This is a genomic window from Pseudomonas sp. JS3066 (genome assembly GCF_036328175.1).
Lineage (GTDB): Bacteria > Pseudomonadota > Gammaproteobacteria > Pseudomonadales > Pseudomonadaceae > Metapseudomonas.
On sequence record NZ_CP143312.1, the window covers coordinates 865,317 to 881,056 of the forward strand.

At 63.6% G+C, this 15,740-nt stretch carries 15 protein-coding genes; 9 read left to right on the top strand and 6 right to left on the bottom strand.

Going from position 1 to position 15,740, the window contains the following annotated elements:
* Positions 1–183: 183 nt before the first annotated feature.
* Complete coding sequence (gene pap / locus SA496_RS04210; RefSeq protein WP_120652613.1) at positions 184–1,671, top strand: polyphosphate:AMP phosphotransferase; 1,488 nt, start codon at positions 184–186, stop codon at positions 1,669–1,671.
* 105 nt (positions 1,672–1,776) lie between these two features.
* A complete protein-coding gene (locus SA496_RS04215) occupies positions 1,777–2,961 on the top strand; it encodes a thiolase family protein (RefSeq protein WP_120652612.1) in 1,185 nt (394 codons plus the stop codon).
* Between the two features lie 141 nt (positions 2,962–3,102).
* On the opposite strand, the gene SA496_RS04220 is transcribed toward SA496_RS04215, so the two are convergent.
* Complete coding sequence (locus SA496_RS04220) at positions 3,103–3,312, bottom strand: DUF6316 family protein (protein WP_256673232.1); 210 nt, start codon at positions 3,310–3,312, stop codon at positions 3,103–3,105.
* Positions 3,313–3,534: 222 nt separating this feature from the next.
* On the opposite strand from SA496_RS04220, the gene SA496_RS04225 reads away from it, so the two are divergent.
* A complete protein-coding gene (locus SA496_RS04225) occupies positions 3,535–4,500 on the top strand; it encodes a DMT family transporter (protein ID WP_120652610.1) in 966 nt (321 codons plus the stop codon).
* 63 nt (positions 4,501–4,563) lie between these two features.
* Here the strand turns inward: SA496_RS04225 and SA496_RS04230 are convergent, their stop codons facing one another.
* The 3 genes from SA496_RS04230 to SA496_RS04240 form a co-directional block, all read right to left on the bottom strand.
* Complete coding sequence (locus SA496_RS04230) at positions 4,564–5,184, bottom strand: NAD(P)H-dependent oxidoreductase (protein WP_330115076.1); 621 nt, start codon at positions 5,182–5,184, stop codon at positions 4,564–4,566.
* Positions 5,177–6,571 (bottom strand): class II fumarate hydratase, encoded by a 1,395-nt coding sequence (locus tag SA496_RS04235; protein ID WP_120652608.1) that lies wholly within the window; start codon positions 6,569–6,571, stop codon positions 5,177–5,179. The genes SA496_RS04230 and SA496_RS04235 overlap by 8 nt, the downstream gene beginning before the upstream one ends.
* A 72-nt stretch (positions 6,572–6,643) precedes the next feature.
* Positions 6,644–7,654 carry a DUF2804 domain-containing protein gene (locus SA496_RS04240; RefSeq protein WP_120652607.1) on the bottom strand — a complete coding sequence of 337 codons (1,011 nt, stop codon included), beginning with the start codon at positions 7,652–7,654 and terminating at the stop codon, positions 6,644–6,646.
* Positions 7,655–7,996: 342 nt separating this feature from the next.
* Between SA496_RS04240 and SA496_RS04245 the strand changes: the two genes are divergently transcribed.
* The 5 genes from SA496_RS04245 (at position 7,997) to SA496_RS04265 (ending at position 12,388) form a co-directional block, all read left to right on the top strand.
* Positions 7,997–8,506: a DUF2059 domain-containing protein gene (locus SA496_RS04245; protein WP_120652606.1), complete on the top strand. Its 510-nt coding sequence runs from the start codon at positions 7,997–7,999 to the stop codon at positions 8,504–8,506.
* A 13-nt stretch (positions 8,507–8,519) separates the two neighbouring features.
* Complete coding sequence (locus SA496_RS04250) at positions 8,520–8,825, top strand: BolA family protein (RefSeq protein WP_120652605.1); 306 nt, start codon at positions 8,520–8,522, stop codon at positions 8,823–8,825.
* A gap of 212 nt (positions 8,826–9,037) precedes the next feature.
* Entirely contained in the window at positions 9,038–9,973 is a 936-nt protein-coding gene (gene trhO, locus SA496_RS04255) for an oxygen-dependent tRNA uridine(34) hydroxylase TrhO (protein WP_153921294.1), read from the top strand.
* Positions 9,974–10,011: 38 nt separating this feature from the next.
* Positions 10,012–10,614 (top strand): DsbA family protein, encoded by a 603-nt coding sequence (locus SA496_RS04260; RefSeq protein ID WP_162945897.1) that lies wholly within the window; start codon positions 10,012–10,014, stop codon positions 10,612–10,614.
* Entirely contained in the window at positions 10,607–12,388 is a 1,782-nt protein-coding gene (locus tag SA496_RS04265; RefSeq protein ID WP_120652603.1) for an ABC transporter ATP-binding protein, read from the top strand. Before SA496_RS04260 ends, SA496_RS04265 begins: the two co-directional genes overlap by 8 nt.
* 179 nt (positions 12,389–12,567) lie before the next feature.
* On the opposite strand, the gene SA496_RS04270 is transcribed toward SA496_RS04265, so the two are convergent.
* The gene (locus SA496_RS04270) at positions 12,568–13,464 is read right to left on the bottom strand and encodes a class I SAM-dependent methyltransferase (protein WP_280359183.1); all 897 of its coding nucleotides are present in this window, start codon (positions 13,462–13,464) and stop codon (positions 12,568–12,570) included.
* Positions 13,465–13,617: 153 nt separating this feature from the next.
* Positions 13,618–14,715: a helix-turn-helix transcriptional regulator gene (locus tag SA496_RS04275; RefSeq protein ID WP_153921292.1), complete on the bottom strand. Its 1,098-nt coding sequence runs from the start codon at positions 14,713–14,715 to the stop codon at positions 13,618–13,620.
* Between the two features lie 297 nt (positions 14,716–15,012).
* Between SA496_RS04275 and maiA the strand changes: the two genes are divergently transcribed.
* Positions 15,013–15,678 (top strand): maleylacetoacetate isomerase, encoded by a 666-nt coding sequence (gene maiA, locus SA496_RS04280; protein WP_120652600.1) that lies wholly within the window; start codon positions 15,013–15,015, stop codon positions 15,676–15,678.
* Positions 15,679–15,740 lie beyond the last annotated feature (62 nt).

Consider the following 15,740-nt stretch of genomic DNA (forward strand, 5'->3'; position numbering starts at 1 on the left):
CGAAGCGCGAATAGTAGCTGATCGGAAGGCCGCTTCGGTTTGATCCGAAACAGCGGAGCGCGTCGATGCAAGGGTAGGAGCGAGCTCTGCTCGCGAATCGGTTCATCGAGATTTTCGCGAACAGAGCTCGCTCCTTCGTGAGTCTGTCCGCTACCTTTTCCCAATCAAGCCAAGGAGGTCTGCATGTTCGAATCCGCCGAGATCGGCCATTCCATTGACAAGGATACCTATGAAAAAGCCGTGCTCGAGTTGCGCGAGGCCTTGCTGGAGGCGCAGTTCGAGCTGAAGGAGAAGGCGCGATTCCCGGTGCTCATCCTGATCAATGGCATCGAAGGCGCCGGCAAGGGCGAGACGGTCAAGCTGCTCAATGAGTGGATGGACCCGCGCCTGATCAACGTCGAGAGCTTCCTGCGGCCGACTGACGAAGAGCTTTCCCGCCCGCCGCAATGGCGCTTCTGGCGCAAGCTGCCGCCCAAGGGACGGATCGGCATCTTCTTTGGCAATTGGTACAGCCAGATGCTGCATGCCCGGGTCGAGGGCGATATCAAGGACGCCCGCCTGGACCAGGCTATCAATGACGCGGAAGACTTCGAGCGCATGCTTTGCGACGAGGGGGCGCTGATCCTCAAGTTCTGGTTTCACCTCTCGAAGAAACAACTCAAGGAGCGCCTCAAGGCTCTGGAAAAGGACCCCCAACGCAGCTGGCAGATCAATCCCCTGGACTGGAAACAGAGCGAGGTCTACGACCGCTTCGTACGCTTCGGCGAGCGTGTACTGCGCCGCACCAGCCGCGACTATGCCCCGTGGTACGTGATCGAAGGGGTCGACCCGAATTACCGCAGCCTCAGTGTCGGCCGCATCATTCTCGAAGGGCTGCAGGCTGCGCTCAAACAGGATTCCGGGCGCAAGCCGAACACCCGCGCGGCGCCGCTCATGTCCAGCCTGGACAGACGCAGCCTGTTAGACAGCCTCGACCTCTCGCTCAAGCTGGACAAGGACGACTACAAGGAGCAGTTGGCCACCGAACAGGCCCGCTTGAACGGTCTGCTGCGGGACAAGCGGATGCGCGGCCACGCGCTGATGGCGGTATTCGAGGGTAACGACGCGGCCGGTAAGGGCGGCGCTATCCGCCGCGTGACCGGCGCGCTGGATCCACGGCAGTACCGTACGGTACCGATTGCGGCACCCACCGAAGAAGAACGAGCTCAGCCCTACCTCTGGCGCTTCTGGCGGCACGTGCCGGGTCGCGGCCAGTTCACCATCTTCGACCGCTCCTGGTATGGCCGCGTACTGGTGGAACGGGTCGAGGGATTCTGCTCCCAGGCGGACTGGATGCGTGCCTACAGCGAGATCAACGACTTCGAGGAACAACTGCACAACTACGGCATCGTGCTGGTGAAGTTCTGGCTGTCCATCGACAAGGACACCCAGATGCAGCGCTTCAAGGAGCGTGAGGAGGTGGCCTTCAAGCGTTACAAGATCACCGAGGAGGATTGGCGCAATAGGGACAAATGGGACCACTACGTCGACGCCGTCGACGACATGGTCGACCGTACCAGTACCGAGATCGCGCCCTGGACCCTGGTGGAGGCGAACGACAAGCGCTACGCCCGGGTAAAGGTTCTGCGCACCATCAACGATGCGCTGGAGGCCGCCTTCAAGAAGGACTGAGCAGAGGATGGGCGCGCATACGCGGGGTGAATGATCGTGGTGCCAGAATATGGGCCGGAACTATTCTCGCCCCCACTATCCCTCCCAACTGGAACGAGGTGCGTCATGCGTGAAGTGGTGATCGTCGACAGCGTGCGGACTGGCCTGGCCAAGTCCTTCCGCGGCAAGTTCAACATGACCCGGCCGGACGACATGGCCGCCCATTGCGTGAACGCACTGCTGTCGCGCAACGATATCGACCCGGCGCTGGTGGACGATTGCGTGGTCGGTGCTGGCTCCAACGAAGGCGCCCAGGGCCACAATATCGGCCGCAACGTGGCAGTCCTTTCGGGACTGGGCGTCGGCGTCGCCGGTATGACCCTCAACCGCTACTGTTCCTCGGGTCTGCAGGCCATCGCCATTGCTGCCAACCAGATCGCTTCGGGTTGCAGCGACGTGATGGTGGCCGGCGGAGTCGAGTCCATCACCCTGACGCTCAAGAGCATCAACCAGGACAACTTCGTCAACCCGCGCCTGAAGCTCGAACACCCCGGCATCTACTACCCCATGGGGCAGACCGCCGAAATCGTCGCGCGCCGTTACAACGTCACCCGCGAAGCGCAGGACCTCTATGCCCTGCAAAGCCAGCAGCGCACTGCTCGCGCCCAGGCCGCGGGGCTGTTCAACGATGAAATCGTGCCAATGAGCGTGAAGTACTTTGTCGAGGACAAGGCCACCGGCCAGAAGAACATCCTGGACGGCGTGGTGGATCGCGACGACTGCAACCGCGCCGACACCACCCTGGAAGGCCTGTCGTCCCTGAAACCGGTATTTGCCGAGGACGGTTCGGTGACCGCCGGCAACTCCTCGCAGCTGTCCGACGGTGCCTCCATGACCCTGCTTATGAGCCTGGACAAAGCGCTGGAGCTGGGCCTGAAACCGATTGCATACTTCCGCGGATTCACCGTTGCCGGTTGCGAACCTGACGAAATGGGCATCGGGCCGGTGTTCTCGGTGCCGAAGCTGCTCAAGGCCAAGGGCCTGACTGTCGACGATATCGATCTGTGGGAACTGAACGAAGCCTTCGCTTCCCAGTGCCTCTATGCCCGTGATCGCTTGGGGATCGACAACGAGAAGTACAACGTCAATGGCGGCTCCATCTCCATCGGCCACCCATTCGGCATGACCGGTTCACGCCAGGTCGGCCACCTGGTGCGCGAACTGCAGCGTCGCGACAAGCGCTTCGGCATCGTCACCATGTGCGTCGGCGGCGGCATGGGCGCCACCGGGCTGTTCGAGGCTTACCGCTAAGGCCTGGGCTCGCTGTCGGGGCAACCTGTGGGAGCGAATTCATTCGCGATTGAAATCGCTCCCACAGCGGCAGGAAGCCAGACGGAGTCGACCAAACAAGAAAAACCCGCGCCTGGCGCGGGTTCTTTCATTGCGGGGTACTCATCGGCCCCGAAGCGCGAGGAGGGCGTTGGATTGCTGGATGCGGCGGATGTACAGCGAGATTTCCCGCTCCGCATCCACTCGTGTGAAATAGGGCCCCTCCAGCGTTCCCTCTCGGGTGGAAAAGAAGTACTGACCGTTCACGGCGCTGACCCGCTCACTCCGATAGTGGGTGTTTGAGGCCACGTCGCACGCACGTCGACCGAACATCGGACCACCTCCGTCATGCATTGGCTATTTGAGTCTAATCAGCGCTGGCGCGCTTGCTCCGGGGTTCGACAGGCGGCTGCCGGAACTGGGGCCGGTGCGACAGGTACAGTTGTGTCACCGACAGGACCGAAACTGTTCCTGTGCCCTGGAACCCGACCCTTCTAGAATGGCCTCTTCCATTTCGCCTGCTGCCGGCGCCGGCGGGCTCCTCCTGAGGTCCCCATGCATATCTCCTCCGGCCGTTGGGTCTACGGCCTGTTCCTTGCCCTGGTCACGGCTGTGCTCTGGGGCGTCCTGCCCATCTGGCTGAAGGAAGTCCTGCAGAGCATGGACCCGGTGACTGTCACCTGGTACCGCCTGGTCGTCGCGGGCTCGTTGTTGTTCCTCTACCTGGGCGCCAACCGCAGGCTGCCGGCCATTCGCCCGCTGGGTGCGCGGGGACGCTGGTTGGTGGTGCTGGCGGTGGGAGGACTCACCGGCAACTACGTGTGCTACCTGATCGGCCTGCGCATGCTGAGCCCAGGCACCACGCAACTGGTGATCCAGGTAGCGCCCATCCTGTTCCTGCTGAGCAGCCTGTTTGTCTTCAAGGAGAGCTTCAGCCTTGGGCAGGCATTCGGCCTGGTGGTGACGGTGCTCGGCTTCGGCCTGTTCTTCAATCAGCGACTGGAAGAACTGCTGACCTCCATGAGCGAGTACACCCTGGGCGTACTGGTGATCCTGCTGTCGGCCTTCGTCTGGACCTTCTATGGCCTGGCTCAGAAGCAATTGCTGAGTCACTGGAGCTCGGCGCAGGTGATGATGGTGATCTACCTCGGCTGCGCCGCCTTGCTGACGCCCTGGGCGCACCCCATGGAACTGTTCAACCTCAGCCCGCTGCAGGGCTGGCTGCTGCTGGCCTGCTGCTTGAACACACTGGTGGCATACGGTGCTTTCGCCGAAGCCCTGGCCCACTGGGAAGCCTCGCGGGTCAGTGCCACCCTGGCCATCACCCCGCTGGTGACCTTCGCCAGCGTCGCCGCCTGCGCGGCACTCTGGCCGGATCATGTGCAGCCGGAAGAAATCAACCTGATCGCCTATGCCGGCGCGTTGTTCGTCGTGCTGGGTTCGGCCCTCACCGCATTGGCCCCTTCGCTGGTGCGCAGCTGGCGCGCGCGTCGTCAGGCGGCATTGGTGGGCGGGGAATAATGGACGCTGGGAACGGATTCATTCGTGAATGAATTCGCTCCCACTTCCAAAGGCAGCAGGAGCCTAGCAGCGGGTGCCGAGCGTTTCCGCCTTGCGCAACCAGGTCTGGCGCTGCTCCTCCGAGGAGGGGCGCACCGGGGAGAACTCGGTCAGGCGGCGCGTCTTGATGCCGCAGAAGCCGAGGATCGTGCGCACCATCTGCCTGTGCGCCGGCGCGCCGTAGATCCAGCGGAAGTACCAGGGCGGTGTATCCAGGGTCACCAGCAGGTCGGCGGTTCGCCCGGTCAGCAGCTTGTCCCAGGCCTGTGACTGACCGCGATAGCGGAAGGCGAAACCGGGCAGGAATACGCGGTCGAAGAAGCCCTTGAGCAGCGCCGGAAGGCCGCCCCACCAGACCGGGTAGACGAACACCAGGTGTTCCGCCCAGTGGATTTGCCGCTGCGCTTCGAGCAGGTCGGGCTCCAGGTTCTGGCTCTGGTCATAACCCTCGCGCAGCACCGGGTCGAAATGCATCTCGCCGAGCTTCAGCAGGCGTACCACGTGACCCTCGCTGCGTGCACCCTGTGCGTAGGCTTCGCTCAAAGCATGGCACAGGCTGCCGCCCTTGGGCGTGCCGAGGATCATCAGGATGCGCTTGCCATCACCTTCCAGCGGCGTGGCGCCGTGCTTGACCGTCTCAACCATGTTGACCGGCCTCCAGCATGCCTTCCGGCCTCACCCAGGCGTCGAACTGCTCTTCGGTCAGGTAGCCCAGCGCCAGAGCCGCTGCACGCAAGGTGGTCCCTTCCGTGTAGGCCTTCTTGGCGATCTGCGCAGCCTTGTCGTAGCCAATGTGTGGGTTGAGCGCGGTGACCAGCATCAGGCCGCGTTCCAGGTGGTCGGCCATGCGTGCTGCATCCGGCTCCATGCCGGCCACACAGTGCTGCTGGAAGTTTCGGCAACCGTCACCGAGCAGGCGAATGGACTGCAGCAGGTTATGCACGATCACCGGCTTGAACACGTTCAGTTGCAGGTGCCCCTGGCTGGCGGCGAAACCGACGGTGACGTCATTGCCCATCACCTGGCAGGCCAGCATCGACAGCGCCTCGCACTGGGTGGGGTTGACCTTGCCGGGCATGATCGAGCTGCCCGGTTCGTTCGCCGGCAGGCGCACTTCGGCCAGGCCTCCACGTGGACCGGAGCCCAGCAGGCGCAGGTCGTTGGCGATTTTCATCAGGGCCACGGCCAGGGTCTTGAGGGCGCCGGAGAGGTTCACCAGCGGCTCATGGCCGGCGAGGGCGGCGAACTTGTTCGGTGCCGAGACGAAATGCAGCCCCGACAGCGCCGCCAGCTCGGCGGCCATGGAATCGGCGAAACCGTGGGGGGCATTCAGGCCGGTGCCTACGGCGGTACCACCCTGGGCCAGTTGCAGGATCGCGGGCAGGGCGGCGCGAATGGCCTTCTCCGCGTAGTCGAGCTGTGCGACGAAGGCGGAGAGTTCCTGGCCGAAGGTGATCGGCGTGGCATCCATCATGTGTGTACGGCCGGTCTTCACCAGGTGCGCGTGGCGCGCCGATTGCTCGGCCAGGCCACCGGAGAGTTCGGCGATGGCCGGCAGCAGCTCCTGCTGCACCGCCTTGGCGATGGCGATATGCATCGCGGTGGGGAAGCAATCGTTGGAGCTCTGGGCGAAGTTCACGTGGTCATTGGGGTGGACCGGGCTCTTGCCGCCGCGCTGTCCGGTGGCCAGTTCGTTGGCGCGGCCGGCGATCACCTCGTTGACGTTCATGTTGCTCTGGGTTCCGCTGCCGGTCTGCCAGACCACCAGGGGGAACTGGTCGTCATGCTTGCCGGCCAGCACTTCGTCGGCAGCCTGTTCGATCAGCCGTGCGACGTCCGGCGGCAGGTCGCCGTCGCGGCCGTTGACCCGCGCGGCGGCTTTCTTGATCAGGGCCAGGGCGTGCACCAGCGCCAGGGGCATGCGTTCGCCGCCAATGGCGAAATTCTCCAGCGAACGTTGGGTCTGGGCGCCCCAATAGGCGTCGTCGGCGACTTCGACTGGCCCCAGGCTGTCGGTTTCTGTGCGGCTCATTTGGGTTGGCTCCGGCTATTGATTCCGCAGTTTAGGCTCTCTCTCCCGCACTCGGTTCAACCGTTCGGGCAATTACCAGCGCGCGTGGGTGGCCCCCAACCAGCCGAGGGCGTTGGTCACTGGCACGCATTCACCATCCGGGCTGCGCAGCACGCCGTCGAAGCGGCCGAACCATTGCCGCGTGTTGGCATAGAACAGCCCCAGGCGCGGACGGGCCTGGTGCAGCTGTCGCGGCGTGAATGTCAGCTCTACCCGGCGACAGGCGGTGGACAGGCGCCAGGGCGCCAGGGGGTTGTTCGGTGCCTGTTCGATCTGCACGGGACGGTCGAGCTTGGACAGGCTGCCGCCGAACCAAAGGGCGTTCTCGGTCAGGCCGCTCGAGTCGGTCCAGCCGGCACCGAAATTACCGGCGATACCACCTGGGGCGGCGAAAGCGGCGCGGGTCCATTGGCTATGGAAGGGCCAGACGCCACGGCCGAAATCGAGCGCGGCGAAGCTATGGCCGGTAATGCAGTCGTAATGCCGTGTTCCCAGTTGCACGCTGCCGCTGGCGGGCAGGCCGAGTTGGCGGCTGCTGGCATGGAAGCAGCCGCCGGGGAGGGGGGCGACCAGATTCACAGAATCCAGATGAGCCGGACGCAGGACATCCAGGGCGACGTGCAGCGGCTGGCCTCCAAGGTCTGGCGCTTCCACTCGCAGGCTCAGGCGGCCGGGGTGCTCGTCGACGCGGATCTGCAGATGGGGATGATCGAAGCTGTGGCTTTCCAGCGGCGTATTCGGAAGGCGGCAGCCGAGGGCGAATGGCCGCAACTGGGTATGGGCGACCGCCTGGCCAGTATCGAGATCGAGGAAGTACGCGGCGCCGTAGCCCAGGAGATCCAGGTCCGCGAGGGTCAGCGAGAGCATCCAGCGCGGGGTGGTGATGCACCAGTGGTTCCAGCGCTTGCGACGACCGAAGTTACCGGGGATCGCGCAGTTCAAGCGTGGTCGACTTGACCAGCCGACAGCAGCGGGCGCGAGTTTGCCGCGGGCATCGCAGAGCGCGGGAATTCCCGGCGGCAGGGTGGATATATGGCTGTTCATCGGGCACGTCCATGTGTGTGCGAAGCCTGGGCACTTCAGTTTCTCGACGAAATCGGTCTGCGCTTGGTGACTTTTCGTACGGAACTTGTTGAAACTGATTGCACCTCATCGGAAATTCCGTCGATGGGGCCGGCAGATTTCCTAGTCGCCAAAGCATGCCCAGTGGGCGGAAGCATGAGCAAGTGATGGCATTTTGACAACATCTTCGTGGAGTGCGGTATTGCACATTTTTGCCACACGGTTGTCGAAAAAAGCCGCTGCTTGAGCCCGATCTCCGCTTGAGCGCAGAATGACCAGCCCCGGGGCAGCACCCCGTCATCCGAGCCCAGACAAGGAAACCCAATGACCAAGCTTCGCGTTCTCTGCACCGCCGTACTGCTGGCTTGCGCCAGTGGCCAGGTCCTGGCCGATGCCGCCAGCCATGCCGCCGATGCCGAGCGCTTCCTCAAGCTCGCCCGTGCCGACAAGCTGACCGTTCCGGTCTATGCCCAGGTGCAGCAGATGTTCGAACAGCGTTTCCAGCAGACCCAGGCGCCCGCGAGCAAGAAGGCCACCCTTGAGAGCTATCAGGCCAAGGCCAATGCTGCCCTGGACAAGGCCGTCGGTTGGGACAAGCTGAAGCCTGAACTGGTGAAGATCTACACCAGCAACTTCAGTGAGAGCGAACTGAAGGAACTGATCACCTTCTATGAATCCCCCCTGGGCAAGAAAGTGCTGGAAAAGATGCCGTCTCTGACCCAGCAATCCGCCCAGCTCACCCAGGGCCGCCTGGAAGCCGCCGTACCCGAGGTCAACAAGTTGCTGAGCGACATGACCAGCGAACTGGCGCCCCAGGACAAGAAGAAGCAGTAAGCGGAGTCGATCGATGTCCATGCGTGACCGCATCCTGAACGCCTTGCAGGCCCTCGAACCGCAGCACCTTGACGTGCTGGACGAGAGCCACATGCACAGTCGTGGCCTGGAAACCCATTACAAGGCGGTGATCGTCAGCCCGGTTTTCGCCGGGCTGAATGCCGTCAAGCGCCACCAGAAGGTCTACGCCAGCCTCGGCGACCTGATGGGGCAAGTCCATGCCCTGGCCCTGCATACCTACACCCCCGAGGAGTGGGCCGCGCAGGGCGCCGCGCCGGATTCGCCGACCTGCCGTGGCGGCAGCAAGCACGATCACTGAGTAAAGCTGTCTGAGTTGCCAATACCGTGTTGCGTCTGGTCGCGGCGGCCTCGCCGAGGTTTTCGAACTTCCATTCGGCGCCTGAGACCATTTCACGCAGCCTCCGGCCCGCGGCTTTTTGATAGACTTCGCACAGCGCCGGCCCAGCCGGCGCTGTCGTTTCTGTCACCCGGTCCGCCCTTTACGCGGGCGACCACTGGAGGAAGTACCGCATGACCCAGATCGTTGTTGCGGCGCTGTACAAGTTCGTCACCCTGAAGGACTACGTCGCGCTGCGTGAACCCCTGCTCAAGACCATGCTCGACAATGGCGTCAAGGGTACCCTGTTGCTGGCTGAGGAAGGCATCAATGGCACTGTGTCCGGCACGCGTGAAGCCATCGACGCGCTTATTGCATGGCTCAGGATCGATCCGCGCCTGGTGGACCTGGACCACAAGGAGTCCTACTGCGATGAGCAGCCCTTCTATCGCACCAAGGTCAAGCTCAAGAAGGAAATCGTCACCCTTGGCGTGCCCGGCGTAGACCCTAACCAGAATGTCGGCACTTACGTCGACCCCAAGGACTGGAACGCCCTGATCAGCAACCCCGAAGTGCTGCTGATCGATACACGCAACGACTACGAGGTGGCCATTGGCACCTTCGAGGGCGCCATCGACCCCGAGACCAAGTCGTTCCGCGAGTTTCCCGACTACATCAAGGCCAACTTCGACCCTGCGGTGCACAAGAAGGTCGCAATGTTCTGCACCGGCGGCATCCGCTGCGAGAAGGCTTCCAGCTACATGCTCGGCCAGGGCTTCGAAGAGGTCTTCCACCTCAAGGGCGGCATTCTCAAGTACCTCGAAGAAGTGCCCCAGGAAGAAACCCTGTGGCGTGGCGACTGCTTCGTCTTCGATAACCGTGTCACCGTGCGTCACGATCTCTCGGAAGGGGATTTCGACCAGTGCCATGCCTGTCGCAACCCGATTTCCGTGGAAGATCGCCGGTCGGAGCATTACGCCCCCGGCATCAGCTGCCCGCACTGCTGGGATAGCCTGAGTGAGAAGACCCGTGCCAGTGCCATCGAGCGGCAGAAGCAGATCGAACTGGCCAAGGCCCGCAATCTGCCTCACCCGATCGGCCGAGACCCGCGTCAAGCCCTGGAGGACTGAGCTTGCCTAACGCCCGCCTGCTCTATGTGATGGACCCGATGTGTTCCTGGTGCTGGGGCTTCGCCCCGGTGGTCACGGCGCTCGCCGAGCAGGCTGCTGCAGCCGGAATTCAGCTGCACCTGGTGGCCGGTGGCCTGCGTACCGGCCAGGGCGCTGCACTGGATGCCCAGACCAAGCGCTACATCCTCGAACATTGGCAGGCGGTCAACCAGGCCACCGGGCAGCCCTTCCGTTTCGAAGGCGCTATGCCCGACGGCTTCATTTACGACACCGAGCCGGCCTGCCGCGCCCTGGTGGTTGCCCGCTCCCTGGCGCCGGAGCTGGCCTGGCCGCTGGTGAAGCGAATCCAGCACGCCTTCTACGCGGAGGGTCGCAACGTGACCCAGGCCGCCGTCCTGGTGGAGTTGGCCGAACAGATCGGCATTCCGCGCATCGAGTTCGCCGCCGCTTTCGATGCCGCCACCAGCCATGAGGCGACGGTCGCCGATTTCACCTGGGTGCAGGACCTCGGTATCGCCGGCTTTCCTACCCTGCTGGCCGAGCGTGACGGCCAGCTTGCGCTACTGACCAACGGCTACCAGCCACTTGATGAACTCGCGCCTTTGCTGGGCCGCTGGCTGGAGCGGGGTGCCCATGCCTGATCGCCTGAGCTGGGCGGAAATCCGTCGTCTGGCCCTGCACCACAAGAGGGCCCTCTGGCTGGCCAATCTGGTCGCCGTGCTGGCCACACTCTGCAGCGTGCCCATTCCATTGCTGCTGCCGTTGCTGGTCGATGAAGTGCTGCTGCAGCGCGGCGATGCTGCCCTGCGCTTCATGGACAACTTCCTGCCCCAGCCCTGGGAAAGCGCCGTCGGCTACATCGGCCTGATGTTGGTCGTGACCCTGCTGCTGCGTGGCATGGCCCTGGTGTTCAACGTGCTGCAGGCACGCCTGTTCGCGCGACTGGCCAAGGACATCGTCTATCGCATCCGTACCCGCCTGATCGAACGCTTGAAACGTATATCCCTCGGCGAATACGAGAGCCTCGGTGGTGGGACCGTCACCGCTCACCTGGTGACCGACCTGGATACCCTGGACAAATTCGTCGGCGAGACGCTAAGCCGTTTCCTCGTGGCAGTGCTGACCCTCACCGGCACGGCAGCCATCCTGGTCTGGATGCATTGGCAGCTGGCGCTGCTGATCCTGTTGTTCAACCCGCTGGTGATTTACGCCACGGTGCAACTGGGCAAGAAGGTCAAGCACCTCAAGAAGCTGGAAAACGACAGCACCGCGCGCTTCACCCAGGCGCTCACCGAAACCCTGGAAGCCATCCAGGAAGTGCGTACCAGCAACCGCCAGGGCTTCTTCTTCGGCCGCCTCGGCCAGCGCGCCCAGGAAGTCCGTGACTATGCCGTCGCGTCCCAGTGGAAGAGCGACGCAGCGGGGCGCACCAGTGGCCTGCTGTTCCAGTTCGGTATCGATTTCTTCCGCGCCGCGGCCATGCTCACGGTGCTCTTCTCCGACCTTTCCATTGGCCAGATGCTGGCGGTGTTCAGCTACCTCTGGTTCATGATCGGTCCGGTGGAGCAGTTGCTCGGCCTGCAGTATTCCTACTATGCAGCCGGCGCCGCGCTCGGCCGGATCAACGAGCTGCTGGCCCGTGCCGACGAGCCCCAGTACAACCCGAGCGTCGATCCGTTCCGGGGCCGCGAGACCGTGGGGATCGAAGTGAAGGGGCTGCGCTTCGCCTATGGCGATGAACCGGTGCTGGATGGCCTCAACCTGTCCATTGCCCCTGGCGAGAAGGTCGCCATCGTGGGCGCCAGCGGTGGCGGCAAGAGCACCCTGGTGCAATTGCTGCTGGGGCTCTACCAGCCCCAGGCCGGGCAGATCCGCTTTGGCGGCAGCCGGCTGGACGAGATCGGCCTGGCCGAAGTGCGCGACAACGTCGCGGTGGTCCTGCAACACCCGGCGCTGTTCAACGACAGCGTGCGCGCCAACCTGACCATGGGCCGCGAGCGCAGCGACGAGGCCTGCTGGCGCGCCCTGGAAATCGCCCAGTTGGCCGAAACCATCCGTAACCTGCCCATGGGGCTGGACAGCGTGGTGGGTCGATCCGGCGTGCGCCTTTCCGGCGGCCAGCGGCAGCGGCTGGCCATTGCCCGCATGGTGCTGGCCCAGCCGAAGGTGGTGATCCTCGACGAAGCCACCTCAGCCTTGGACGCCGCCACCGAGTACGCCCTGCACCAGGCCCTCGGCACCTTCCTCAACGGACGCACCACCCTGATCATCGCCCACCGCTTGTCTGCGGTTAAGCAGGCCGACCGGGTGCTCGTGTTCGACGGCGGCCACATCGCCGAGGACGGCGACCACCAGCAGCTCATCGCTGAAGGTGGTCTCTACGCCAAGCTTTACGGGCACCTGCAACAGGGCTGAATGGTGGGAGCGATTTCAATCGCGACTGAATCCGCTCCCACGCCCAGGCTGAAGAAGGCGACGCCAATCGGTAGCAGTAGGGTGCGCCATGCGCACCGGTTCGGCGTCACAAGCGGAACAGTCGTGGGGCCTGACATTGCTGGTGCGCTCGGTGCACCCGAACCGCAACGCCCATCCTCTTAGCCGTACTTCACTGCTTCCAGAAACACCACGCGCTGACCGATATCGTGGAATACGCGCGCCGAGGCGATCTGGTTGTAGTCGACGCCGTCCAGCAGGCTGAGCATCTGCACGTCGTGGCGGTATTGCGGGCGCCAGTCCAGCAGCCCCTCAAGGAAGCCAATGCCGTTGACCCCGGGACGGAAGTTGGCCAGCAACAGGCGTCCGCCCGGCCGCAAGGCCTGGAACAGCCGATTCACCAGGCGCTCGCTACGGCGGTCATCCAGCAACTCGGTGACTCCGGCGGAGTACACCAGGTCGTAGCCCTCGAATCCGCATTCGCCTGCCAGCAACTGGTCCAGAGTGCCGTGACGCGTGAGTACGCCCAGCGCGCCATAGCTCCTGCGCACGGTTTCCAGGCGCGCCGCATCGTCATCGAACACCATCATTTCGCCGAAGCGTCCATGGCGCAGTTCACGGGCTAGTTCCGCCTCGCGGAAATGACCGCCAGAGATGCACAGCATGCGAGCCGCCTTGCCGGCGCGCAGGCAGGTGTCATCCAGGGCGCGGGCCAACATGCGCCGTCGGCAGCGCAGGGCACGGGCCGCAGGTGCGCCGGTGGCGAAGTCGAACAACTGGCGGGTGCGCTCTTCCGGCAGGGTGCGCAAAGCGTCGGATTCCACGCCATAGAGATAGTCCTGCAGCAAGGCGTTGCCGCAGCGCAGACTTGGGCTCGGCAATTTACGGTAGGGAAACGGCAGGATATTGCTCGGTGGCGGCTCCGCCTCGCGGGGAGGCGTCGGCTTCTCGAGGCGCAACTGCTCACGTTCGGCCCTGATTTGTTCCAGCTCGTCGTGAAGTCGCCGTTGTTGTTCTATGCCTTTGTTCAACTCTTCCGGATCACTGATCTCTTCCACTTGCCATCTCCTCTGGCCAGACGTGGATTCCTAGACCCGTCACGCGGGATGAAGGCAGGTATTCACTTCGAGTTGAACCTTAGTTGATGGCTATCTGCCTGCAATCATCCATATAGATGAAATCGTGCTTTCGGCACGACTGGACAGCACTATTCAGAGCCCTTGCAAGCGAGTGAGGAGGGTGACCAGTTCCGCCTGGCGTTCTGTTTCGGTCTTGCGGAAAAGTGCGCGCAGTTGCGTGCGCACGGTGTTGATCGAGACGTTGAGTTTCTCGGCGCACGCCTCCGGTGTCAGTCCCTGGAGGAGCAGTTCGGCCAGACGCTGCTCAGCTGGGCTGAGCTGGAACAGATCGGCGAGCCACTGGCTTCCTGGCCGGTTTTCCAGCAGTGCCAGCATTGCCAGGGGACTGCTGTGTCGGGGCGCCAGCCCGGACGCTTCGGGGACCGGCGTCACCAACAGGCGAGCGGGTGGATCGCCGGCCAGGTTCAGCCAACCAGCGCGGCGCTTGCCGTCGGACCCGGTAGCTTGGCGGATGAGCGCTTGCAGGCGCCCGTCCAGAGTCTTGCCATGCAAGCGTCCGTGGCGGTCCTGCAGAGCGAAGGCCGCCTGGCCTATGCGTCGTTCCGCCTCGCGATTGCAGAACAGTACCCGCCCCTCGCCATTCAGCAGCCAGACGGGCGCTGGATGGCGCTCCAGCAGCAGGTCGCGGCGTGCCACGTCCAGCTTCAGCTCCTGGAGTCGATTGCTCATCCGTGCCGCACGCAGCAGGTGAGGGCTCAGGCGTTGCAGTAGGTCGCGCTGCAGCATCTCCGGCAAAGCCGCTCCCACCGCAGTCAGGAGCGACAGGTAGATACCCGAGCCATCCTGCTCGTGCAGCTTGATGCAGGAGATGTTGTTCATGCCGAAGGGGATGTGAAACTCCTGATAGTACGGGTCGCGGCGAATGCGCTGCGGGCCGAGGTCTTCCAGGTCGTGATACCAACTGCCCACCGGGCGCGGTACCAGCACCGCCTTGGCCGGGTCGTATTGGTGGTAGTAAGCGTTGTACGCCTCGACGCTGGCCGGGTCGCACAGATTGATGGCGGTGACCTGCGGTCGCTGGTCGCGCTGGTCGACGAACAACAGGGCACCCATCTGGTGGCCGGTCGCGCTCGCCAGCCCCTCCAGCAGCGAGCGCCACGCGCCCTCGTCGAGGACGCACTCGTAGCAAAGGTTAACCAGGTTGTCGTACAGGTCGTTCAGGTGCGGCATCAGGCAGCTTCCCTGCGAGGATTGGTGGCGCATTGCTTTCATATGGCACAGGCCAGAACTTCTTGCCTATCGCCGCTGGTCGGCCAGGAGGAATCGCACCTGGAAGCCTGGATGAACGCTCCGTCAAGAAATCCTTACGCGAGTGGTGCGCCTGGCAGGCGGTATCGACACACCCGGGGTGGCGTAAGGAAAACTTTCCGGATCGACCGTTCGGCGCCGCGCCAAGCGCAATCTCGCGCCTTGTTCGCCAGGCGCTGCCAGAGTGAGATGGCGCAAACAAAAAATCGGCCCGACGCCATGAATACTGAACTCACCCTCTACGGGTACTGGCGCTCCAGCGCTGCGTACCGCGTGCGTATCGCCCTCAACCTCAAGGGCCTGGCCTATCGCCAGGAACCCGTGCACCTGGTCAAGGATGGTGGCCAGCAGCACCAGGCGGCCTATCGCGATCTCAACCCCCAAGGCCTCCTGCCACTGCTGGTGGATTCGGGTAATGCTGGTGGCGAAATCCGCATTGCACAGTCCCTGGCAATCCTCGAATACCTCGATGAAGTCTTTCCCGTACCGGCGTTACTGCCGGCTGATCCGGCCCAACGTGCGCTGGTGCGTTCCCTCGCCATGCATATCGCCTGCGACGTGCATCCGCTGAACAACCTGCGCGTGCTGCAGTACCTCAAGGCCGAACTGGGCGTGGCAGACGAGGCCAAGGACGCTTGGTACCGCCACTGGGTCGCCCTCGGCCTAGCGGCTGTGGAAAAGGGCCTGGAGCCCCTCGGCGGCAAGCTCTCCCTGGGTAGCCGGCCGGGTTACCTGGAGGCCTGCCTGGTGCCTCAGGTCTACAACGCCCGACGCTTCGACTGTGACCTGTCGGCCTATCCGCGCATCCTCGATATCGCAGCGCGCTGCGACGCCCTCGAAGCATTCAGGAATGCTGCTCCGGAGGTACAGCCAGACGCGCAGTAAAGGTTTACCCACCTGCCTTGCAAACCTCCGCCGGACCACAAGTCCGGCGGGTGAAATCCCGT